Below are 23386 nucleotides of genomic sequence, written 5' to 3' on the forward strand. Positions count from 1 at the left end.
GCTTGGCTCACTACTGACTACGGGCTTTGCATCGATCCTGTGTTCAGGGGGTTGAGTGAAGTTTTTCGGCAGGAGTTCTGGGTGGCGGACAAGTGGTCGTCAGCGGCAAATAGCCACATGCCGGGCGGCGTTGTGACCTTTGCAAGGGATGGGGGGCAAATACACCAGGCATAAAAAACGGCGTCCGAAGACGCCGTAGCCAACTCGCCCAATTCCAGGCGGGTCGCTTTGAATGCGGGGAGGTAACGATCAGGTCATTGTGGGTCTTGGTTCGGGGCAAGTTCTGCCTGAATGCGTTTGTAGATTTCTTCGCGATGCACAGAAACATTTTTCGGTGCGTTGATGCCCAGGCGTACCTGAAGGCCCTGAACGCCCAGAATCGTGACGGTAATCTCGTCACCAATGTTTATGCTTTCGCCTACTTTGCGGGTGAGTATCAACATAATCGTTTCCTTGATGGCCTCTCAGCAGGAGGCTGGCGTGTGCCTTTGCGTAGTAATAGTTGCCGAGTACATCCAAATGCGTCCATCAATATGACGTTACAGGTGTGAATTTAATTCCCTCGGTACATTTTTCTGTCATCAAGAGCGGTTACCGACCCGATGAGCGCGCCAATTCTGCCTGTTTTTGTGAGCAAAAGCCCGTATTTAGCTACGCATCTGGACACCTTTCTGTTCAATGCGTGAAGCATGTACCCGATCGGCAGCGTTTTCACGCAACAGATTACGCCTTGCTACGGCACATCCCTGATTGCCTATCAGCGTAGGCGTTACTTAAGAGATGCGCTGGACTCTTCTGAAAATATTGATCGAAATCGCGACATGACACGTAGGACGGAAGGGCGGGCCTGGTCGGATGGGTCTGATCTTGAGAGGGGATTTGCGTCATACAACATAACTGGGCTCCACGAGAAGTAAACGTGGGCTGATTGGGGTGGGAGGCGTTGCGGCTGTTCAGGCAGTAAGAGGAAGAATTTATACATCACACGCTTGATGGCCCGGTTCACTCAATTGCGTGCATTGAGTGAACCGGCTCATCAACAGTAGTGCTGGATCAGATCACCATCGACAACAGCATGATGAAGATCAAGCCGACCACCGACAGAATGGTTTCCATGACCGTCCAGGTTTTGAACGTCTCGGCCACTGTCATATTGAAATACTGCTTCACCAGCCAGAAACCGGCGTCGTTCACGTGGGAAAGAATCAACGAACCTGCACCCGTCGCCAACACCAGCAACTCACGGTTAACGCCCGGGATCAGACCAATCACCGGAGCCACGATGCCCGCACCGGTAATCGTTGCCACCGTCGCCGAACCCGTCGCAATACGAATCACTGCAGCGACCAGCCAGGCCAGCATGATCGGGTTGATCTGCGCCTGCACTGCCATGTTACCGATCAGGTCGCCCACGCCGCTGGCTACCAGCATCTGCTTGAAGCCACCGCCCGCACCTACGATCAGTACGATAGCAGCGACCGGCGTCAGGCTTTGATCCAGCAATTTCATGATTTTAGTGCGATCAAAACCACGCGCTGAACCGAAGGTGTAAAAGGCTAGCAGCAAGGCCGCGAGCAGGGCGGTGATCGGGTGGCCGATGAAGTCCATCCAGATGCGGAAGGTGTTGCCTTCGGGCAGCACCACATCAGCGAAGGTCTTGAGCAACATCAGGAACACGGGCAGCAGGATGGTGACCAGCGTGATGCCAAAACTTGGCAAGTTGGTCGCGCTCGACTCTTTGCCAATCTGCTCCATCAACTCCTGCGAAGGCGTGCCCGGTACGTATTTGGAAATCCACTTACCGTAGACAGGACCGGCGATGATTGCCGTAGGCAGCGCCACCAACAGGCCGTAGAAAATAGTTTTGCCGATATCAGCGCCGAAGATCCCGATGGCCAACAGCGGACCCGGGTGTGGCGGAACCAGACCGTGAACGGCGGACAGGCCCGCGAGCAACGGGATGCCGATCTTGACGATCGACACGCCGGTACGACGAGCAACGATGTACACCAGCGGAATCAACAGAACGAAGCCGATCTCGAAGAACAGCGGGATGCCTACCAGAAAGGCGGCAAACATCATCGCCCAATGCACGCGCTGCTTGCCGAACGAGCGGATCAGCGTCTGTGCGATCTGATCAGCGCCACCGGAGTCCGCCATCAGCTTGCCGAGCATGGTGCCCAGGCCAAGGATGATACCGACGAAGCCCAGTACACCGCCGAAGCCGTCCTGGAAGGCTTTCATGACTTTTTCCACCGGCATGCCGGACGTCAGGCCAAGGAAGCCTGCGGCAATCGTCAGTGCGACGAAAGGGTGAACCTTGAATTTGGTGATCAGCAGAATCAGGCCGATGATCGTAACCACCGCATCGACCAACAGGTACGTCTCGTGTGTCATACCGAACATGGGTGTCTCTCCGGTTATCTTTATTGTTTATGGAGCTTCGGCTAAACGCTGTCGTTCCACATTTTCAGCACATTTATGTGCAAGACAGCGCTGTCTTTCGCGCCCACGCCTTTAGCTGGCTTTCGACGCTTTCCACCAGTTCGCTGCTTGAGTGCTGATCTCGTCTATAGACGCATTACCAGCATCAACGACCAACGTACGATCTTCACCGTAAGGTGGTTCCAGCGTTGCGAACTGGCTGTCAACCAGGCTGGCTGGCATGAAGTGACCGGGGCGATGGGAGCAGCGATCAACCGCCACCTCCTTGGTCAGTTCCAGAAATACAAAGCCTAGACCAGGCACAGCGTTGCGCAGGCGTTCGCGGTAAATCAGTTTCAGAGATGAGCAAGTGAGGACGGGGTGTTCGCCATTACTCAACGCTGCGGCCATTTCTTTACCCAGCGTTTCGAGCCACCCGGCACGGTCTTCGTCGTTGAGTGGGTGGCCGTCGCTCATCTTCTTGATGTTGGCGGGGGGATGAAAGGCGTCGCCTTCGATCAGGCGGCCTCCGCTCTTGGCGGCAATCTCGGCACCGACGGCGCTCTTGCCGCAGCCCGAAACGCCCATGATCACGAGAGCGGAAATAGCAGAGTTCGCAGTTGTCACAGTAGGCCACCTTAGCTGGAGACAGCGCTGTCTTTGTCGACTTGGACATAAGTACAGCAAGAGCTGGTTCCAGTTCTTGTCATTGTTTTGAATGAATCGGTCTTCATCGGACGTTACTCGAAGTCAATAAAATGACTGAAAGCATTGGCAGGGTCCACGAGACAGCGCTACCTTAGAGCCCATCCACCGCCTTTGGCAACCCCCGATGTTTATCCCTGTGTAGTTGGCAACGAATGACACGCATTGGTTCCCGCTCGACTGGCCGTCCTACCCTGAACGAAGTTGCTCGTCAGGCGGGCGTTTCACCCATCACGGCATCCCGCGCGTTGCGGGGTGTCAGTACCGTTACGCCCGAGTCAGTAGAACGAGTCCGCGCGGCGGCGCTCGACCTGGGTTATGTCGCTAACCCGGCAGCGCGAGCGCTGGCTTCGTCCCAGAGCCAGACCGTTGTGGTGCTGGTGCCGTCACTGTCGAACCAGCTGTTCATCGAGACGCTGGAAGCGATCCAGAACGTACTGCGCACCCGTGGCCTGGATGTGGTGATCGGCAACTACCATTACTCCCCGGAAGAAGAAGAGAACTTGCTGCGCAACCATCTGGTGAATCGACCACGAGGGTTGCTGCTTACCGGTTTCGATCACACGCCGGCATTGCGCCAGCTGTTGGCTGCGAGCGGAGTCCCTTGCGTGCACATGATGGAGCTGGACACTGTGCGCGGCGCGTATTGCGTCGGGTTTTCGCAGATTCAGGCCGGTGCCGAGGCGGCGCGTCATTTACTGGGACGCGGACGCAAACGGCTGGCGTATATCGCTGCGCAACTCGATCCGCGCGTGATGCAGCGGGGTGAAGGGTTTCGTCAGGTGCTGGAAGAGCAGGGGCTTTACGATCCAGCCCTGCAAGTGATGACGCCGCAACCGTCTTCCATCGGTCTGGGAGGTGAGTTGTTCATGCAATTGATGACGCAGCATGCCGACGTGGATGGGGTGTTCTTCTGCAACGATGACCTTGCCCAGGGCGCGGCGCTTGAGGCGTTGCGTCGCGGTATCGAGATTCCCGGGCGCGTGTCGCTGGTGGGCTTCAATGATCTGCCAGGGTCGGCGCACATGGTCCCGCGGTTGACTTCTATTCGCACACCTCGTGAGGAAGTCGGGCAGCGTGCTGCTCAATTGCTGTTGGGGTTGATCGATGGTGTCGCTCAGAAACCCCAGGTAGACCTGGGGTTTGAGCTGGTCGTGCGGGAGAGCTCTTGAGCAAGAGCTCCGGGGCGGATCAGTAACCGTTGCGTTTGAGGATGGTATCCAGGCTTTCTTTGGCCGGACGACCGTAGAACTTCAGCAGTTCAGAGGTGCGATTGGTGAAGAAGCCATCGACGCCGTCATGACTGATCTGTTTGAAATCAACTTCCTCATCCACCGTGTAGGGGTGCACCACCATGCCTCTTTCGTGCGCCACGTTGTTCATCCACGGTTTGACCAGGTCCATGTAGCTCTGGTCGCCGCCGTTGGTGAGCTTCGCTGACGGACCGGTACCGATTGCGCCATGCGCCTTGGCCCAGTCGACCCAGGCAACAAATTCTTCCTGGGTTTTCGGTTTCTGCGCGCCGTAATAAGTGGCTTTGTCTTTGGCGCCGGAGTCTGCGAAGGCGACGTCGGACTCGGGTTCGATGGAGCCTTTGCCGATCCACAGCAGCAATACTTTCGGCACTTGTGGCATTTCTTTCTGCAGCAGCACCAGGCTTGGCTTCTCGAACGTTTGCAGAACAACGCGACCGGGCATGTGCGCAACGTTTACATAACCGGCGGCGGCAGCGGGGCGGCTACTGAGCCAGCCGCGTTTGGCGAGTACTTTCTTGAGGTCCGCTTCGATGCCGGGAAACTGGCTCGGCGCTTTGGTTTCGATGTACAGCCCGGGCTTGTTTTTGCCGCCTTCTGCGATATCAATCACTTCCTCCAGCGTCAGGATCTGCAGACCGGCGTAAGCCTCACGTGCGCGGTCCGGGTGAGCCTTGTTGAACCAGCTGCCGGCATCCAGTTGCTTGATCTCTTCGAGGGTAAAGGTGTTCAGCGGATCTTTGACTCGCTTGGGGAAGACTTGCGCGATGTTGGTCGTGCGCTCCAGCGTGTCATCGTGCAGGGCGATCAATACGCCATCCTTGGTGCGCTGAATATCCATTTCCAGATAGTCCGCGCCCTGATCCCGCGCCACTGTGTAGGCGGGAATGGTTTCTTCGGGGGCGTCATAGGACGCGCCGCGGTGGGCAATCACCGCAGGCCAGGGCAGGCCGATTTTCGCGCTCAGTGCCTTGCCAGGTGGCTCGGCCGAGACAGCTGGCGCTGAGGCCATCATCAAGCCTGCCAGCACGCTGCCGGTCAGAAGGCTGCTCAAGGGCGTCTTGAAGAGCAGCGTTTTTGAAATTCCTTTCAGCATGGTCTCGATAATCCTTCTTTTTGTGATCGTTGACGATGAGGTCGATCATGGTCTGCAAAACCTGATGCAGAGCTTTAGCAGCCTCTGGTTGACCCGGCAAGTGCTGCGTCGTTCTGTGACTGTTGATGTCGTTAGCGAAGCTGACGATTCCGCTTTTTCTGTAGGAGCGCACGAGCACCGCGAGGCCGCGATAGCGGTGTATCAGACAGGACGCTATCGCTGCCTCGCGGTGCTCGTGAGCTCCTACAGGGTGAGCGGGTTATATATGCGGAAGCTGTGAGGTCCAGAATCAGGCACCAGTTGATCAGCCTTTTGTTGCAGCGCAATGAAGTCGGCATCACAAACAAAAATGCCAGTCAGGTGAGCTGACTGGCATCGGGTATTGCAGTGGTTACTTACAGATCATCAAAGAACCGCTCATGCCAGTCCACCAGCGGTTGTGGCGAGTTGAGCTTCTGGCCGTAGATCACCGAGTAGGACAGCACGTTCTGCACGTACTGACGGGTTTCGTCGAACGGGATGCTTTCTACCCACACATCAAAGGCCAGGTGATTGGCACCCTTGAGCCACTGTCTTACGCGGCCGGGGCCTGCGTTATAAGCAGCGGAGGCGAGCACCCGGTTGCCATTGAACTGGGCATGGACCTGGCTCAGATAGGCTGCGCCCAGCTGGATATTTTTATCCGGGTCCAGTACCTGTTGTGGCGAAGCCAGCGGGATGCTGAATTTGCGCGCAGTTTCCTTGGCGGTAGCGGGCATCAGTTGCATCAGGCCACTGGCACCAACGCCGGAACGGGCATCGTCCATGAAGGCGCTTTCCTGTCGCGTGATCGCAAAAACCCAACTGGAATGCAGGCCGCGAACGTTGGCTTCACGAACCAGCGTATCGCGATGCGCCATCGGGAAGCGGATATCCAGATCATCCCAGTACTGCGCCTGGCTGATGGTACGAATGGCTGGGAAGTACCATTTCAGGTCGTAGGCCAGTTTAGCCTGGGCAACCATTTCATCACGGTTGAAGTGGCGGCTGACGTGGTACCACTCGCGACGACCATCGACGATCTGCCCGCGTGCATGGAACTCCAGCGCGCGGCGAACGCCCGGTGTATTGCGAACCTTATTGATCAACGCCTGGCTTAGTACCAGCGGCTTGTTGTTGATCTGATAAGCGCTTTGGGTCCGGTCGGCCGCCAGGAAACCATAGAAATCACGTTCCTTGGCCACGTCTTTGTAGAGTGCCGGAATCAGAGGACTGTGTGGTTGAGCCAGCTCCAGCGAGCGGGCTTCCCAGTAGCGCCAGCGATTGGTTTCGGCCAGGTCTTTGGGCAGGCGACGGCTGAGTTCGTAGGCATCTTCCCAGCGACCGAGGCGCAGCAACAGGCGCAAGCGCCATTCGGTGACCGTGTTGTCGCGCAGGTCCGGGTCGTATTTGGTCATGACCTCCAGAGCGCGACCGTCGTAACGGCGTGCCAGAGTGAGGCCGATCTCCTTGGCGATCTGCACTTGCTCTTCATGAGAGAAGTGCATCTTGGCGGAGTAACCATCGAGCATCTCCATGGCTTTCTGCGGATCTTGCTTGGCCAGTCGGCGCAGTCCGAGGCCAACCACGTCAGACATCGCTTCATCCACGGGGGCGAACTGTGCCGGGTTGTTGAGCATCTCCGGTTTTTTAGCAATTTCCAGCAGCAGCTTGCCCTGGGGTGCAAGGCTGTTGAGGCTGTTGACCAGTGTGGTTGCCAGCGGATAGTTACCAGCCTGGGCTGCGAGCTTGGCCCGCTGCCAGCGCTTCTGCTCCGGGAGCTGGCCGTCTGCGGCCCATTGGGCAAAGAAACCGTCACACGCAGCGGGCAAACTTTTGCCTGTCATCCAGAGCTTTTCGGCGCTGGCGTAACCCTCGGCCTTTTTGCCATGCCCCAGCAAGTACTGGCCATACAGGCAGTCGAGTTCCACGAAGTTCATCTTCGGGTCGTAATACTTGACGAAGGTTGCCCAGTCGCCTCGTTCGGCAAGCCAGCGCAACCAGCGCAACTTCATCCAGTTGGCTTGCGGCAGGTCGCCGTGCTCGGCGAGAAACTTCTCGATTTCCGGATTGCTCGCGGTCTTCAAGCGGGCAGTGAGCTCGTCGTAAGCCAGATACGGCTCCAGCGGATAATCCGCGAGTGCTGCGGCATAAGCCCGATAGGGGCCGGTATCGCCCTTGGCCAATGCGCTTTTGGCCACATCGTAATACTGACGCTGTTGATTGAGATCTGCGGCGTAGACAGTTTGAGCCGCAGTAGCAGAGAGGAGCATGCAGGAAAAAAGGCTGAACAAGCGACTGCGCATGAGACTTCCGAGCAGATGAATCGTGAAAAGTATCGCTAGCTTAGCCTTTTGCCAGCTCCGGTTGAAAGCGTTGCGGACCGAGGGTTCGCAACTGGAAACAAATGAGGACGACTCAAGGTGCGTTGTTGCGCATTCCAGACAGCGCGCTTGTCATTGAAACCCGACATATGGCTTCTATCTCAGGTAGAATGCGCCCCCGGTTTTTGGAGAAGCTCATGACCCTGCTCAAATTCAGCGATGTGTCCCTTGCGTTCGGCGCTATGCCGTTGTTGGACAAGGTATCCTGGCAGATCGCCCGTGGTGAGCGGGTGTGCATCATCGGTCGTAACGGTACTGGCAAGTCCAGCATGTTGAAGCTGGTCAAGGGCGTACAAAAGCCTGATGACGGCGCAGTCTGGCGCGCGCCGGGCCTGAAAATCGGTGAATTGCCTCAGGAATTGCCAGTAGCCGACGACCGGACAGTGTTCGACGTGGTCGCTGAAGGTCTGGACGGTGTGGGCGCCTTGCTGGCCGAGTATCACCACCTTGCGCAGAACTGCGTTACCGAGGAAGACCTGAACAAGCTGATGCATGTTCAGCAAGACCTTGAAGCCCGCGATGGCTGGCGCTTGCAGCAACTGGTCGACAGCACCCTGAGCCGCCTGCAATTGCCCGCCGACAAGACTCTTGCCGAGTTGTCCGGTGGCTGGCGTCGTCGTGTCTTGCTGGCCCAGGCGCTGGTTTCCGAACCGGATCTGTTGCTGCTCGACGAGCCAACCAACCACCTGGACATCGGTGCGATTGCCTGGCTGGAAGACGCCCTCAAGGAATTTCAGGGCGCCGTGCTGTTTATTACGCACGACCGTTCTTTCCTGCAAAACCTCGCAACGCGCATCCTCGAGCTGGACCGTGGCGGTCTGATCGACTGGAACGGCGACTACGCCAGCTTCCTGGTTCACAAGGAAGCCGTGCTGGCGGCAGAAGAAACGGCCAACGCGCTGTTCGACAAGCGGCTTGCCCAGGAAGAAGTCTGGATCCGTCAGGGCATCAAGGCCCGTCGTACCCGTAACGAAGGTCGTGTGCGTGCACTCAAGGCGTTACGCGTTGAGCGCAGCGACCGTCGCGAGCGTACCGGCAAGGCGAATATCCAGCTGGATACGGCCGACAAGTCCGGCAAACAGGTCATGGTTCTGGACAACGTCAGCTTTGCCCACCCGGGTGGCCCTATGCTGATCAAGGACTTCTCCATGGTCCTGCAGCGCGAAGACCGCATCGGTCTGCTGGGTGCCAACGGTACCGGCAAGACCACGCTGCTCAAGCTGATGCTCGACAACCTGCAGCCAACCAGCGGCTCGGTAGATGTCGGCACGCGTCTGGACGTGGCTTACTTCGACCAGTTGCGTCACCAGTTGGACCTCGAGAAAACCGTGATCGATAACGTCGCTGAAGGTCGCGATTTCATTGATATTGATGGTCAGAGTCGTCACGTACTGAGCTATCTGGGCGACTTCCTGTTCAGCCCGCAACGTGCCCGTACGCCGGTCAAGGCGTTGTCAGGTGGTGAGCGTGCGCGTCTGTTGTTGGCCAAGCTGTTCAGCAAGCCAGCCAACCTGCTGGTTCTCGACGAGCCAACCAACGACCTGGACGTGGAAACCCTGGAGTTGCTTGAAGAGGTGCTGTTGACCTTCAAGGGCACCGTACTGATGGTGAGCCACGATCGGGCATTCCTCGATAACGTGGTGACCAGCACCCTGGTTTTCGAAGGCGAAGGCAAGGTCCGCGAATACGTCGGTGGTTATCAGGACTGGTTGCGTCAGGGCGGCTCGCCAAAACTGTTGGGTGTGACTGACTCCAAGTCGGGCAAGGCTGAATTGGCCACGGCAGTGGTAGAAGCTGCGCCGGTTGAAGCCAAGGAAATGCCGGTGGCGAGCGCCAAGAAGAAACTCAGCTACAAGCTGCAGCGCGAGCTGGAAGCACTGCCTGAGCAGATCGATGAAGTCGAGTCGCAGATCGCTGCCCTAACTGCTGAAATGGCCGAGCCTGGCTTCTATCAGCGTCCTGCGGAACAAACGGCTGCGGTACTGGCGCAACTGGAAAACCGTCAGGCTGAACTGGACGGTTTGCTAGAGCGATGGGCCGAGCTGGACGCCTGATACTCAAGGCCAATAAAAAGCCCGGATCAGTGATCCGGGCTTTTTATTGTGTGGCAAGCCACTGAATTGATATGCGCTCTCCGTAGGAGCTGCCGAAGGCTGCGAAGCGTTCAACCTGACACACCGCCATCGCAGCCTTCGGCAGCTCCTACAGTCCAATGTCGATAGCGAGACAGCGTTTTGTCATGGACGGGGAGTGCGCTTACTAATCCTGTCGTTGAATCACTCCGCCTTTTTCAGGCGGACTGCGAGTACATCACAGGGTGCGCCATGCAGTACGTCGTTAGCTGTTGAGCCAAGCAACAAGGCCAGGCCATGACGGCCATGACTGCCCACGACGATCAGGTCGCATTTTTCCTTGATCGCCAACTCATGGATTTCCTGGCGAGGCTGGCCATAGACCAGATGCGCTTCACCAATGTGAGTATCTGGATACTGAGACTTCAGTGCGGCAAGCTTCTCCTTGGCTTGATCAAACTGCTGCTGCTGAAGTTGCGAGAGATCCATCGGCACGTCGCCGCCGAAAGCCATGGCCATCGGCTCGACGATATGAACCAGTGACAATTTGGCCCCGTTGCGCTCGGCAATTTCGCGACCGCGGGAAAGGACAGGGTTGCACTCGTCAGTCAGGTCAACGGCGACCAGAACGTGTTCATATTTCATGAGGAAGTCCTCCTTAAGGTTGCGATGCATTCAGTATGGCTCTTTCAGCCCGATCTGGGCAGGCCATTATTTTCATCTTTGGGTAAGCGGATAAAAAGGCAGCAAGCAATATGACGTTCTGGATAATTCTGTCAATCGTTGGCGTAATGCTTAGCCCTTTGGTCTGGCTGCGACCGTCCCGTCAGCAGGGCGGCAGAATGGCCCTACGGATGGAGGCACGGCGGATGGGGCTTGCGATGCAGTTGTCGGCTCAGGACTGGCCGCACTGGCTGGCCAAAGAGCCGCCAAGCCCCTGCGCTCAATACCATCGGCCCCGACGCGGCAGTAAACCTTCCGTTTGGGCTTACTGGCAGGCAGAGCCCGGCGTCTGGCTCAATCAGTGGCGTGAGCCTTGCGAGGACGCTGCGTTACTGGCGCACTTCAATACCCTGCCGGCGGACGTCTACAAGGTCGAAGCGGACCAGCAGATGATCACCTTGTATTGGGGCGAGAAGGGCGAAGCAGAGGTGTTGCAGCGTATTGCTGCAGTGCTGAAAGCGCTGGCATAGCGTTCACAGCATCAAATTTCAGGCATTAAAAAGCCCGATAACAACATCGGGCTCGGGTTGGCCAGGCAGGCCGGTAATTCTGTGGCGCTTTGCGGTGCAATGCCCAAAGCGGGTGACGAAAGCCTCGACGGATATGGAAAACTTCACATCGTGCTGTCGTGCGCTGAATGTAGACGCTTTGCTCTCATTTGTCGCGCTTTCTTGTATTTATTTTTATGCGTGACCCTATGTGGTGCAAAAACAGGCATTCGCAAGTGTTCACTTTTTGCCGATAAACACAGTGAATAGAGGCTGATCACGCTCGGCTTGAGGGCTCCTGGGCGTGCGATGCTTTAGGGGATGACCCGCATTTGTCGGTGATTCGTCGAATTGACAAACCGCAGGATTTGCATGAAGGTAGGCGCACCCAAATCAAACGGGCGTATGAATTGAGCGTTTGGTAGTAAGACAGTTCTTACAGATCCCGGCTACCGCATCGACGGGTGTGCCTGAAGATTTGGCGTTTCACCGACGATAACGTCGTAGCCGCGCCAGATTTCAGCGTCCGGTGTGTATTGTTCAGCTTCCATATCGTGGAGATCAGTTGATGATTTACGAAGGTAAAGCCATCACGGTTAAGGCTCTTGAGAGCGGCATCGTCGAATTGAATTTCGACCTCAAGGGTGAGTCCGTCAACAAGTTCAATCGTCTCACCCTCAACGACCTTCGTCAGGCCGTGGATACCATCAAGGCTGATGGCTCCATCAAGGGCGTGATTGTCACCAGCGGTAAGGACGTCTTCATCGTCGGTGCCGACATCACTGAGTTCGTCGACAACTTCAAGTTGCCGGATGCAGAGCTGCTGGCGGGCAATGTGGAAGCCAACCGGATTTTCAGCGATTTCGAAGACCTTGGTGTACCTACCGTGGTGGCCATCAACGGTATCGCGCTGGGTGGCGGTCTGGAAATGTGTCTCGCCGCGGACTACCGGGTAATGTCCAGCAGCGCCAAAATCGGCCTGCCTGAAGTCAAACTGGGTCTGTACCCTGGTTTTGGCGGTACCGTGCGTCTGCCACGTATCGTAGGCGCCGACAACGCTATCGAGTGGATTGCTTCCGGCAAGGAAAATCGCGCCGAAGACGCCCTGAAAGTCGGTGCAGTCGATGCTGTGGTCGCTCCTGAAAAACTTCAGGAAGCTGCGCTGGACCTGATCAAGCGCGCTATTTCCGGTGAGTTCGATTACAAGGCCAAGCGCCAGCCAAAACTGGAAAAACTCAAGCTCAACGCCATCGAGCAAATGATGGCGTTCGAAACCGCCAAGGGTTTCGTCGCCGGTCAGGCTGGCCCGAACTATCCAGCCCCGGTCGAAGCGATCAAGACGATCCAGAAAGCTGCGAACTTCGGTCGCGACAAGGCGCTGGAAATCGAAGCTGCCGGTTTTGTCAAAATGGCCAAGACCTCTGCGGCACAGAGTCTGATCGGCCTGTTCCTGAATGATCAGGAACTGAAGCGCAAAGCCAAGGTTTACGATGAAGCCGCCAGAGACGTGAAACAGGCTGCAGTGCTGGGCGCAGGCATCATGGGCGGCGGCATTGCCTATCAGTCAGCTTCCAAAGGTACGCCGATCCTGATGAAGGACATTCGTGAAGACGCCATTCAGTTGGGTCTGAACGAAGCCTCGAAACTCTTGGGCAACCGTGTTGAAAAAGGCCGTCTGACTGCTGCCAAAATGGCCGAAGCGCTCAATGCGATTCGTCCGACGCTGTCCTACGGCGATTTTGGAAACGTCGACCTGGTGGTCGAAGCCGTTGTCGAGAATCCGAAGGTCAAGCAGGCGGTATTGGCTGAAGTCGAAGCTCAAGTGGGCGAAGACACTATTCTGGCTTCCAATACCTCAACGATTTCCATCAGCTTGCTGGCGAAAGCCCTCAAGCGTCCGGAAAACTTCGTCGGCATGCACTTCTTCAACCCGGTGCACATGATGCCGCTGGTTGAAGTCATTCGTGGCGAGAAGTCCAGTGAGCTGGCAGTTGCCACCACCGTGGCCTACGCCAAGAAAATGGGCAAGAACCCGATCGTGGTCAACGATTGCCCGGGCTTCCTGGTCAACCGCGTGCTGTTCCCGTACTTCGGCGGTTTCGCCCGCCTGATCAGTGCCGGTGTGGATTTTGTGCGCATCGACAAGATCATGGAGAAATTCGGCTGGCCTATGGGCCCGGCGTACCTGATGGACGTGGTCGGCATCGACACCGGCCACCACGGTCGCGATGTCATGGCCGAAGGCTTCCCGGATCGCATGAAGGACGACCGTCGCTCTGCTATCGATGCGCTTTATGAAGCGAAGCGCCTGGGCCAGAAGAACGGCAAAGGTTTCTACGCTTATGAGACCGACAAGAAGGGCAAGCCGAAGAAAGTCACCGACTCTGCTGTGCTCGAAGTCCTCAAGCCGATCATCTACGAACAGCGTGAAGTGTCCGACGAAGACATCATTAACTGGATGATGATCCCGTTGTGTCTGGAAACCGTACGCTGCCTGGAAGACGGTATCGTCGAAACGGCCGCTGAAGCTGATATGGGCTTGATCTACGGCATCGGTTTCCCTCCGTTCCGTGGCGGTGCGTTGCGCTACATCGACTCTATTGGTGTCGCTGAATTCGTTGCCCTGGCCGATCAATATGCTGATTTGGGCGCTTTGTACCACCCGACCGCGAAGCTGCGTGAGATGGCCAAAAACGGCCAGAGCTTCTTCGGTTGAGAGCTTCGGTCAAGCGTCTTTCAGGAGTGAATGTATGAGTTTGAATCCAAGAGATGTGGTGATTGTCGACTTCGGTCGCACACCCATGGGCCGCTCCAAGGGTGGCATGCACCGCAATACCCGTGCTGAAGATATGTCCGCGCATTTGATCAGCAAGCTGCTTGAGCGCAACAACAAGGTTGATCCTGCCGAAGTTGAAGACGTGATCTGGGGCTGCGTCAACCAGACCCTGGAGCAGGGCTGGAACATCGCGCGTATGGCGTCGTTGCTGACACAGATCCCACACACGTCAGCGGCGCAGACGGTCAGTCGTCTGTGTGGTTCCTCGATGAGTGCGCTGCACACTGCCGCGCAAGCGATCATGACCGGTAACGGTGATGTGTTCGTGGTCGGCGGCGTTGAGCACATGGGGCACGTTGGCATGATGCACGGCGTTGATCCAAACCCGCACATGTCTCTGTATGCCGCCAAGGCATCGGGCATGATGGGTCTGACCGCAGAAATGCTTGGCAAAATGCATGGCATTACCCGTGAGCAGCAGGATGCCTTTGGCGTGCGTTCCCACCGATTGGCCCACAAGGCCACGCTGGAAGGCAAGTTCAAGGACGAGATCATCCCGATGCAAGGGTATGACGAGAACGGTTTCCTCAAGGTCTTCGACTATGACGAAACGATTCGCCCCGAGACAACCCTGGAAAGCCTCGCAGCCTTGAAGCCAGCCTTCAACCCGAAAGGCGGTACTGTGACGGCGGGCACATCTTCGCAAATCACCGACGGTGCTTCGTGCATGATCGTGATGTCCGCCCAACGGGCTCAGGACCTTGGTATTCAGCCATTGGCGGTGATCCGTTCCATGGCCGTGGCAGGTGTGGATCCGGCAATTATGGGTTATGGTCCTGTTCCGGCGACGCAGAAAGCCTTGAAACGCGCGGGTCTGAGCATCGCTGATATCAACGTCTTCGAGCTCAACGAAGCTTTCGCTGCACAGGCCTTGCCAGTGCTGAAAGATTTGAAAGTGCTCGACAAGATGGATGAGAAGGTTAACCTGCACGGCGGCGCGATCGCCCTGGGCCACCCGTTTGGTTGCTCGGGCGCTCGTATTTCCGGCACTTTGCTCAATGTCATGAAGCAAAATGGCGCCAATCTCGGTGTTGCAACAATGTGCATCGGTTTGGGGCAGGGTATCGCTACCGTCTTCGAACGCGTCTGACGCGTTTGTTTGATGCGAGCCGGGGCCAGGTGCCCCGGCTTTTGTATTTTTGTATAAGCCATTCCAGAAAAGTTTTTCAGTTTTTTTCGCGAGGACAGCAACATGAATTTACAGCCAGGTCTCTATCGCCATTACAAAGGCCCCGAGTACCGCGTATTCAGTGTTGCCAGGCACTCCGAAACCGAAGAAGAAGTGGTGTTTTACCAAGCGCTGTACGGCGATTTCGGGATGTGGGTGCGGCCGCTGAGCATGTTTCTCGAGTCCGTCGAGGTTGACGGCGAGCAGGTCCCGCGCTTTGCTTTGGTTCAAGTCGAACCGAGTCTCTTTTCCAGGCCGTGAGGCGAGTTCGATCACTATCCCGTGCTTGACCTCCTCTTGTAGCCACTATATATAGCGGGGCCCTGACAGGTTCCAACCGTCTTTCATTTTCAGTATTCAGGAATTTTCTGATCCATGGGCAAATCGCTGGTCATCGTGGAATCCCCGGCTAAGGCCAAGACCATCAACAAGTATTTGGGCAACCAGTACGTGGTGAAGTCGAGTATCGGCCATATCCGAGACCTGCCCACCAGCGGTTCGGCTAGCGCCAGTAAAGAACCCGTCAAACGTGGCAAGGCCGCGGTTGGCGAAGGGCCGGTGCTTACGCCTAAAGAGAAGGCGAAGAAGCAGCTGGTCGCCCGCATGGGCGTCGATCCGGATCATGGCTGGAAAGCCAAGTACGAAATCCTTCCCGGTAAAGAGAAGGTGATCGAAGAGCTGCGTCGGCTCGCCAAGGATGCTGACACCATCTATCTCGCGACGGACTTGGACCGCGAGGGGGAAGCCATTGCCTGGCACCTGCGCGAAGCCATTGGTGGGGATGACAGCCGCTACAAGCGCGTGGTGTTCAACGAGATCACCAAGAAAGCCATTCAGGAAGCGTTCTCCAAGCCGGGCGAGCTGGATATCGCCCGCGTCAACGCTCAGCAGGCACGCCGTTTCCTCGACCGGGTCGTGGGTTACATGGTGTCGCCGCTGTTGTGGCAGAAGATCGCTCGTGGCCTGTCCGCCGGTCGTGTGCAGTCGGTTGCCGTAAAGCTGGTAGTGGAGCGTGAGCGGGAAATCCGGGCGTTCAACCCTGAAGAGTATTGGGAAGTGCACGCTGACCTGGGCACTGCCAAGGGCGCCAACGTGCGTTTCGAAGTTGCCCGGGAGAACGGCGAAGCGTTCAAGCCGCTCAACGAAGCTCAAGCCATGGCGGCGCTGGAAAAGCTCAAGGCTTCCAGCTACAGCATCGCCAAGCGTGAAGACAAGCCGACCAGCAGCAAGCCTTCGGCGCCTTTCATCACCTCGACCCTGCAGCAGGCTGCCAGTAACCGCCTGGGCTTCGGCGTGAAGAAAACCATGATGATGGCCCAGCGTCTGTACGAAGCGGGTTACATCACTTACATGCGTACCGACTCGACCAACTTGTCCGCTGACGCGGTAAGCATGGCGCGCGATTACATCGAAGCCGAGTTCGGCAAGAAGTACCTGCCGGAATCGCCAAACGTCTACAGCAGCAAGGAAGGCGCACAAGAGGCTCACGAAGCGATTCGTCCTTCTGACGTGAACACGCATCCGAGCAAGCTGAGCGGCATGGAGCGCGATGCTGAGCGCCTGTATGAGCTGATCTGGCGCCAGTTCGTTGCATGCCAGATGCCTCCGGCGCAATACCTGTCGACTACTGTCAGTGTCGCGGCCGGGACCTTCGAGTTGCGTGCCAAGGGTCGTATCCTCAAGTTTGACGGTTACACCCGTGCCTTGCCGCAGATGACCAAGCCGGGCGATGACGACGTATTGCCGGACATGGCTCAGGGCGAAACCCTGAAGCTGATCAAGCTCGACCCGAGCCAGCACTTCACCAAGCCGCCTGCGCGTTACTCGGAAGCGAGCCTGGTAAAAGAGATGGAAAAACGTGGCATCGGTCGTCCGTCGACTTATGCGGCAATCATCTCGACCATTCAGGATCGTGGTTATGTAGCGCTGCACAATCGCCGTTTCTACTCCGAAAAAATGGGCGATATCGTTACCGAGCGGCTGTCCGAGAGCTTTTCCAACCTGATGGACTATGGCTTCACGGCCGGTATGGAAGAAAATCTCGATGACGTTGCCCAAGGCGAACGTGACTGGAAAAACGTGCTCGACGAGTTCTACGGTGATTTCCGCAAGAAACTCGAAGTGGCTGAAGCGCCGGACAGCGGAATGCGTTCCAACGAACCGGTGATGACTGATATTCCGTGCAAGGTGTGCGGCCGCCCGATGCAGATTCGTACTGCATCTACCGGTGTGTTCCTTGGTTGCTCGGGTTACAGCCTGCCACCGAAAGAACGTTGCAAGGCTACCGTCAACCTGACGCCGGGCGATGAAATCGCCGAAGACGACGAAGGCGAGTCCGAGTCCCGTGTCCTGCGCGGCAAGCATCGTTGCCATATCTGCAGCACGGCAATGGATGCTTACCTGCTGGATGAGAAGCGCAAGTTGCACATCTGCGGTAACAACCCGGATTGCGTTGGCTTTGAAGTGGAAGAGGGTAACTACCGGATCAAGGGTTACGAAGGTCCGAGCCTGGAGTGTGACAAGTGCGGTAGTGAGATGCAGCTCAAGACGGGCCGCTTCGGCAAGTTCTTTGGTTGTACCAATCCTGACTGCAAGAACACTCGCAAGCTGCTCAAGAGTGGCGACGCAGCTCCACCGAAGATGGATCCGGTGAAGATGCCTGAGCTCAAGTGCGACAAGGTCGACGATACGTACATTCTGCGTGACGGCGCATCCGGGTTGTTCCTTGCGGCCAGTCAGTTCCCGAAAAATCGTGAAACCCGCGCGCCGCTGGTCATGGAGATTGCACCGCACAAGGACGAGATCGATCCGAAGTATCACTTCCTGTGTGATGCACCGAAAAAAGATCCGGACGGACGCCCAACAGTGATCCGCTACAGCCGCAAGACCAAAGAGCAGTACGTTCAGACTGAAGTGGAAGGAAAGCCAACCGGCTGGAAAGCGTTCTACGACGGCAAGGCCTGGAAGGTCGAAGACAAGCGTTGATTTAACGCCTGACTGAACACAAAGCCCTCGGTATGCTGGTCGTGCCGAGGGTTTTGTTGTTTTGGCTGGGTGAAACTCCGGTAGGAGCGAACTTGTTCGCGAGCCGTTGTGGCTGATACACCGCTTCGCGAACAAGTTCGCTCCTACCGGGAAGCATTTAATTGAGCTAATTTGACAAGGCCTGGCTTCAGGTCTTGCTCATCGCTACGGAGACTGCCGCCATGGCGCACGAACTGTATACCCGCACCAATCAAAAGATTTATTTCGCCGGTCTCGCTCTGGAGTCCATGGGCAAGGCGCAGGAAGGCCGTGCCATGAACGCTCAGGCGCTGTTGCAGGCGGAGCGCGAGTCGGCGTTGTTCCATCTGTATGGCGCTTTGCTGGGTTTGTGTCACGAGATCGCCGGTTACTATCGTCTGCCGCAAGCCAATGCGCCACGTGCCGAGATGCTGCTCAATCAGGAAGTGCTGGATGCCCTGGCGATTCCGGAAATGGCCGAACTGGTCGAGTTGGCTCAACACCGGGAAACCTGGCTGGCTCAGTTGCTGGCAGCGTACAACGCCTTGTTCGAACCGCCGCGTGCGCCGAAAAAAGTGAAAGGCGATGTAACACAGCCATTGATTGTGGCGGTCAACCTCGATGAAGAGCCTGAGGTTGAGCTGACCCGCGAAGAACTGGAAAGCTGGCGCCAACAGCTCAAAGGGCTGGCGATTCGCTTCCGCGAAGGCCTCAGCGAGTGCTGAAGTGCCGTGATGGATGGCTCAATGCCTTCGGTTTTCAAGCCGGCTACTGCAAACAGCTCCGGCAGTACGGCTTGTCATAAAACGGGAACAGACCCTAGGGGCTGGGTCGACAGGCTGCTACAATGTCGGCCTTTCGTGGAGTACTGCCCTGATGCCAACATCGTTTCTTGAAATTGTGGAACTGCCTGACGGCCGTATAGAACTGCGTCGTGCCGATGATGAGGGGTCGTTGGTGACGTTGGATTTCTCCGCTGATGCCAAAGAGTTCCTGCAAGGGCAACACGTCGAAATCGCCAAGGCAATGTTGAGTGTTGGTGTACAGATGGCGGGTCGTCTTGCTGAAGGCGAGCTGGAAAAAGATACCGGCCCGCGAGTCCTTCACTGAAGCTGACTTCGCCCGTAATACCTAGCCCAGACGAATGTTGAGGCTCTGTGCATCACCCATTTTTGCCGCGCTGATCAGTTGTTGACGCAGTCCTGTACCGAGCGGATTGATCCAGCTGACAACCGTGTGGCTGCGGCCGAGGCGAAGTGCCTCGCGCGTCAGTTCAAATGCGCTTTGCGTCCCGCGTGGCTGCAGCAACAAGATCCGTTCGCGGTTGAGTCCTGCATCACGCAGCCAGCTTTGGGTAAGGCTGGACGGTGGTGCGATCAGGGTCAGCCATCGAGCGTTGGACTCTTCGCTCAGTTCACGCAGGATTGGCGCCAGTAGACTCAGGCAGTTTCCAGCGGCACCACGCAATGACAGCTCACTGAAGACTTCAGGTTCATTGTTCCATGACGGTACTGCGGCTTCTTTGAGCATGGGCGCAATAGGCTGCGCGAGGAATGCTTCAAACAGCGGAAGTTGTGATTGCGGGGCCTGGACGAACTGCATGATGTCTCCTTAGCGACGGATAACGCCGACGCTCAAACCTTCGATAACCAGTTCCTGATCCTTGAGATTCACTTCGATGGGCGCGAAGTCCGGGTTTTCGGCAATCAGCCAGACTTTGCTGCCTTCACGCTTGAATCGCTTGACCGTCACTTCGTCGCCAATGCGCGCTACCACGATCTGGCCGTTGCGTGCCTCACGGGTGGTGTGCACGGCGAGTAGATCGCCATCAAAAATGCCGACATCTTTCATGCTCATGCCTTGCACCCTTAACAGGTAATCGGCACTTGGGTGAAAAAATGCAGGGTTGATGTTGCAGGATTCTTCAATGTGTTGCTGAGCCAGTATCGGCGCACCTGCAGCGACGCGACCGATGATGGGCAAACCACTTTCTTCGGGCTTTGCTTCAAAGCCTGGGATGCGAATGCCCCGGGAAGCGCCCGGCGTCATCTCGATAGCGCCCTTGCGAGCGAGGGCTTTCAAATGTTCTTCTGCGGCGTTGGGCGATTTGAAACCCAGTTCCTGAGCGATCTCCGCACGGGTAGGCGGGTAGCCGTTGTCTTCAAGACAGCGCTTGATGAATCCCAGAATTTCAGCTTGGCGTGGCGTCAGTTTAATCATGTTGATCGCTCTGTCTTTTTATACAGTGACTGGGATTATATACAGTGCGAGCGAGTTGGCAATCGTCCTTTTCTCAGACTTGTTTTCGAGCTCCGGGGGCGGCGCGCCAGGGCGGACCAAGTGGGTGGCTACAGCCCGCGGTTTATATGGTTAAATACGCCCCTGTCGGCCCATGGAGTATCGCGGACTTGACAGATACATAATCTGAAACGTATGTTTCAAACAAGTGTTTGTCAGGCAGAGAACCATGGCCCAGTCGGAAACAGTTGAACGCATTCTTGATGCTGCCGAGCAGTTGTTCGCGGAGAAAGGCTTCGCAGAGACGTCGCTACGGTTGATTACCAGCAAGGCGTCGGTCAACCTCGCGGCGGTCAACTACCACTTCGGCTCCAAGAAGGCGCTGATTCAGGCTGTGTTCTCGCGCTTCCTCGGGCCTTTCTGTATCAGCCTTGACCGTGAGCTGGAGCGCCGTCAGGCCAGGCCTGATCAAAAGCCGACGCTGGAAGAGTTGCTGGAGATGCTTGTCGAACAAGCCCTCGTGGTGCAGCCACGCAGCAATAATGATCTGTCGATCTTCATGCGTCTGCTTGGTCTGGCGTTCAGCCAGAGCCAGGGCCACTTGCGTCGTTACCTGGAAGACATGTACGGCAAGGTTTTCCGCCGCTACATGGTGCTGGTCAACGAGGCTGCACCTCGCATACCTCCCATTGAGCTGTTCTGGCGTGTGCATTTCATGCTCGGTGCTGCGGCGTTCAGCATGTCCGGCATCAAGGCGCTACGGGCAATTGCCGAAACCGACTTCGGCGTCAACACCTCGATTGAGCAGGTCATGCGCCTGATGGTGCCGTTTCTGGCCGCTGGCATGCGTGCTGAAACCGGCGTGACCGACGCCGCAATGATTGCTGCGCAACTCAAGCCGCGCACCAAAAGCAGCTCTGCTATCCCCATTACCGCCAAGGCCTGACTGTTCGCGCATTGCGCCAGGCTCGATGATCAAGCACCATTGCCCGGACTGGATATCGGCAATGGTGTTTTTTTATGAGTTCTGGCCTGCAAGGCTCTTTAATGGTGGATGTCGCGGGCACCTGGTTGACCGCCGAGGATCGCCAGTTTCTGCGTCAGCCCGAAGTGGGCGGCCTGATCATTTTTGCCCGCAACATCGAGCACCCTCGCCAGGTTCGTGAGCTGAGTGCGGCGATTCGTGCGGTACGGCCTGATTTACTGTTGGCAGTGGACCAGGAGGGCGGGCGCGTGCAGCGCCTGCGTCAGGGTTTTGTGCGACTGCCTGCCATGCGTTCGATTGCTGACCAGCCCAATGCCGAGGCGCTGGCTGAGCACTGCGGCTGGCTGATGGCGACGGAAGTTCTGGCGGTAGGCCTGGACCTGAGTTTTGCGCCTGTGCTTGATCTGGACTACCAGCGTAGCGCTGTTGTCGGTACCCGCGCTTTCGAGGGTGACCCCGAACGAGCAGCGTTGTTGGCAGGCGCTTTCATTCGGGGCATGAATGCCGCTGGCATGGCCGCCACCGGCAAGCATTTTCCAGGGCATGGCTGGGCTGAGGCTGACTCCCACGTGGCGATACCCAACGACGAGCGCAGTCTTGAGCAGATCCGCGCCAATGATCTGGTGCCGTTTGCCCGGCTGAGCCAGCAACTGGCGGCAGTGATGCCTGCGCATGTGATTTATCCGCAGGTCGATCCCCAACCCGCTGGTTTTTCCCGGCGCTGGTTGCAGGAGATTTTGCGCGGTGAGTTGAAGTTCGACGGCGTGATTTTCAGCGATGACCTGTCCATGGCGGGTGCCCATGTGGTTGGCGATGCTGCCAGTCGTATTGAAGCCGCATTGAGCGCTGGTTGTGACATGGGGCTGGTCTGTAATGACCGAGCGGCCGCAGAACTGGCGTTGACTGCTGCACAGCGGCTCAAGGTCAAGCCGTCGCCCCGTATCGCCAGGATGCGCGGTCAGGCTTTTGCCAGCACCGAGTATCGTCAACACCCGCGCTGGCTTGCCGCGCTTGAAGCCTTGCGCACCGCGCAATTGATCGACTAAGGATTTCTCATGACTGTTTACGCGATTATCGGTGGTACCGGGCTGACTCAGCTCGAGGGCTTGAGCATTCGTCAGTCTTTGCCGGTGAATACACCCTACGGCGTTCCTTCCGGCGAGATTCAGATCGGTGATTATGCCGGTCGCGAAGTGATGTTTCTGGCGCGTCACGGCCATCCACATCGCTTCCCGCCCCATCAGGTGAATTATCGCGCCAATATCTGGGCCCTGAAGCACGCCGGTGCCGAGGCCATTCTGGCGGTCAACGCGGTGGGCGGGATTCATCCGGCCATGGGCACCGGGCATTTTTGCGTGCCTCACGACCTGATTGATTACACCAGTGGTCGTCAGCACACGTTCTTTGCTGATGATCTGGAGCAAGTGACCCACATCGACTTCAGCTATCCCTACAGTGAAGCGCTGCGCGGACGTCTGATTGCGGCGTTGGCGGCTGAGGGTTGTGAATTCAGCGAGCGGGGCGTTTATGCCTGCACACAAGGGCCGCGTCTTGAAACTGTGGCCGAGATCATCCGTCTTGAGCGCGACGGCTGCGACATCGTGGGAATGACCGGCATGCCGGAAGCTGCGCTGGCTCGTGAGCTGGAACTGGAATATGCCTGCCTGGCGCTGGTGGTCAATCCAGCGGCGGGCAAGTCGTCGGCGGTTATCACCATGGCCGAAATCGAACAGGCCTTGCATGACGGGATGGGGAAAGTGAAGGCGACACTGGCACGGGTGCTGGGTGCGGTTTGACAAGGTTTACTGTGTAGGAGCCGAGCTGGCTCGCGAAGAACGATGACTCTATATTCACGATAAACCGCAGTGTTTGAATCGCGGGCAAGCCCGGCTTCCACAAATATCGGCGATCCCTGTAGGAGCTGCCGAAGGCTGCGAAGGCGGTCTTGTCTGACACACCGCCTTCGCAGCCTTCGGCAGCTCCTACAGGGGCG

Annotated in this window: 20 protein-coding genes; 12 read left to right on the forward strand and 8 right to left on the reverse strand. The window is 57.1% G+C overall.

The window, feature by feature from the left end; genetic code table 11:
- Nucleotides 1–254: 254 nt before the first annotated feature.
- From csrA to RX972_RS16455, 3 genes are all read right to left on the reverse strand, one after another.
- Nucleotides 255–443 carry a carbon storage regulator CsrA gene (gene csrA / locus RX972_RS16445; RefSeq protein ID WP_002554157.1) on the reverse strand — a complete coding sequence of 63 codons (189 nt, stop codon included), beginning with the start codon at nt 441–443 and terminating at the stop codon, nt 255–257.
- Nucleotides 444–1053: 610 nt separating this feature from the next.
- Entirely contained in the window at nt 1054–2406 is a 1353-nt protein-coding gene (locus tag RX972_RS16450; protein ID WP_027898327.1) for a GntP family permease, read from the reverse strand.
- 111 nt (nt 2407–2517) lie between these two features.
- Nucleotides 2518–3012: a gluconokinase gene (locus RX972_RS16455; protein WP_316877168.1), complete on the reverse strand. Its 495-nt coding sequence runs from the start codon at nt 3010–3012 to the stop codon at nt 2518–2520.
- Nucleotides 3013–3284: 272 nt separating this feature from the next.
- Between RX972_RS16455 and RX972_RS16460 the strand changes: the two genes are divergently transcribed.
- Complete coding sequence (locus RX972_RS16460) at nt 3285–4301, forward strand: LacI family DNA-binding transcriptional regulator (protein ID WP_316877134.1); 1017 nt, start codon at nt 3285–3287, stop codon at nt 4299–4301.
- A gap of 19 nt (nt 4302–4320) precedes the next feature.
- On the opposite strand, the gene RX972_RS16465 is transcribed toward RX972_RS16460, so the two are convergent.
- Together RX972_RS16465 and RX972_RS16470 are read right to left on the reverse strand one after the other, a co-directional pair.
- Nucleotides 4321–5475 carry a glycerophosphodiester phosphodiesterase gene (locus RX972_RS16465; RefSeq protein WP_027898330.1) on the reverse strand — a complete coding sequence of 385 codons (1155 nt, stop codon included), beginning with the start codon at nt 5473–5475 and terminating at the stop codon, nt 4321–4323.
- Nucleotides 5476–5873: 398 nt separating this feature from the next.
- Nucleotides 5874–7802, reverse strand: coding sequence for a transglycosylase SLT domain-containing protein (locus RX972_RS16470; RefSeq protein ID WP_122396562.1), 1929 nt, complete (start codon nt 7800–7802; stop codon nt 5874–5876).
- 215 nt (nt 7803–8017) lie between these two features.
- On the opposite strand from RX972_RS16470, the gene RX972_RS16475 reads away from it, so the two are divergent.
- Nucleotides 8018–9934 (forward strand): ATP-binding cassette domain-containing protein, encoded by a 1917-nt coding sequence (locus RX972_RS16475; RefSeq protein WP_099269234.1) that lies wholly within the window; start codon nt 8018–8020, stop codon nt 9932–9934.
- A gap of 222 nt (nt 9935–10156) precedes the next feature.
- Here the strand turns inward: RX972_RS16475 and RX972_RS16480 are convergent, their stop codons facing one another.
- Complete coding sequence (locus RX972_RS16480) at nt 10157–10597, reverse strand: universal stress protein (RefSeq protein WP_027900624.1); 441 nt, start codon at nt 10595–10597, stop codon at nt 10157–10159.
- A gap of 110 nt (nt 10598–10707) precedes the next feature.
- Between RX972_RS16480 and RX972_RS16485 the strand changes: the two genes are divergently transcribed.
- From RX972_RS16485 to RX972_RS16515, 7 genes are all read left to right on the forward strand, one after another.
- Nucleotides 10708–11145: a hypothetical protein gene (locus RX972_RS16485; RefSeq protein WP_231677423.1), complete on the forward strand. Its 438-nt coding sequence runs from the start codon at nt 10708–10710 to the stop codon at nt 11143–11145.
- A gap of 586 nt (nt 11146–11731) precedes the next feature.
- Nucleotides 11732–13879, forward strand: coding sequence for a fatty acid oxidation complex subunit alpha FadB (gene fadB / locus RX972_RS16490; protein WP_316877140.1), 2148 nt, complete (start codon nt 11732–11734; stop codon nt 13877–13879).
- Nucleotides 13880–13913: 34 nt separating this feature from the next.
- Entirely contained in the window at nt 13914–15089 is a 1176-nt protein-coding gene (gene fadA, locus RX972_RS16495) for an acetyl-CoA C-acyltransferase FadA (RefSeq protein ID WP_027900627.1), read from the forward strand.
- Nucleotides 15090–15191: 102 nt separating this feature from the next.
- Nucleotides 15192–15428 carry a DUF1653 domain-containing protein gene (locus RX972_RS16500; RefSeq protein WP_027900628.1) on the forward strand — a complete coding sequence of 79 codons (237 nt, stop codon included), beginning with the start codon at nt 15192–15194 and terminating at the stop codon, nt 15426–15428.
- A 114-nt stretch (nt 15429–15542) separates the two neighbouring features.
- Nucleotides 15543–18152, forward strand: coding sequence for a type I DNA topoisomerase (gene topA / locus RX972_RS16505; RefSeq protein WP_099269237.1), 2610 nt, complete (start codon nt 15543–15545; stop codon nt 18150–18152).
- A gap of 221 nt (nt 18153–18373) precedes the next feature.
- Nucleotides 18374–18895, forward strand: a complete 522-nt coding sequence (locus RX972_RS16510) for a DUF6586 family protein (RefSeq protein WP_099269238.1) — start codon at nt 18374–18376, stop codon at nt 18893–18895.
- Between the two features lie 151 nt (nt 18896–19046).
- Nucleotides 19047–19280 (forward strand): hypothetical protein, encoded by a 234-nt coding sequence (locus RX972_RS16515; RefSeq protein WP_027900631.1) that lies wholly within the window; start codon nt 19047–19049, stop codon nt 19278–19280.
- A gap of 21 nt (nt 19281–19301) precedes the next feature.
- Here the strand turns inward: RX972_RS16515 and sulA are convergent, their stop codons facing one another.
- Together sulA and lexA are read right to left on the reverse strand one after the other, a co-directional pair.
- Nucleotides 19302–19772, reverse strand: coding sequence for an SOS-induced cell division inhibitor SulA (sulA, locus tag RX972_RS16520; protein WP_027900632.1), 471 nt, complete (start codon nt 19770–19772; stop codon nt 19302–19304).
- Between the two features lie 9 nt (nt 19773–19781).
- Nucleotides 19782–20390 carry a transcriptional repressor LexA gene (lexA, locus tag RX972_RS16525; protein ID WP_027900633.1) on the reverse strand — a complete coding sequence of 203 codons (609 nt, stop codon included), beginning with the start codon at nt 20388–20390 and terminating at the stop codon, nt 19782–19784.
- A 247-nt stretch (nt 20391–20637) separates the two neighbouring features.
- Between lexA and RX972_RS16530 the strand changes: the two genes are divergently transcribed.
- The 3 genes from RX972_RS16530 to RX972_RS16540 all read left to right on the forward strand — a co-directional run bounded on the left by RX972_RS16530 (nt 20638) and on the right by RX972_RS16540 (nt 23189).
- On the forward strand, nt 20638–21354 hold the full coding sequence (locus RX972_RS16530) for a TetR/AcrR family transcriptional regulator (protein WP_316877146.1): 717 nt from the start codon (nt 20638–20640) through the stop codon (nt 21352–21354).
- Nucleotides 21355–21440: 86 nt separating this feature from the next.
- Nucleotides 21441–22439 (forward strand): beta-N-acetylhexosaminidase, encoded by a 999-nt coding sequence (nagZ, locus tag RX972_RS16535; protein WP_316877170.1) that lies wholly within the window; start codon nt 21441–21443, stop codon nt 22437–22439.
- A gap of 9 nt (nt 22440–22448) precedes the next feature.
- A complete protein-coding gene (locus RX972_RS16540) occupies nt 22449–23189 on the forward strand; it encodes an S-methyl-5'-thioinosine phosphorylase (RefSeq protein WP_231666220.1) in 741 nt (246 codons plus the stop codon).
- Nucleotides 23190–23386 lie beyond the last annotated feature (197 nt).

Source organism: Pseudomonas syringae group sp. J309-1, assembly GCF_032582135.1.
Taxonomy (GTDB): domain Bacteria; phylum Pseudomonadota; class Gammaproteobacteria; order Pseudomonadales; family Pseudomonadaceae; genus Aquipseudomonas; species Aquipseudomonas quasicaspiana.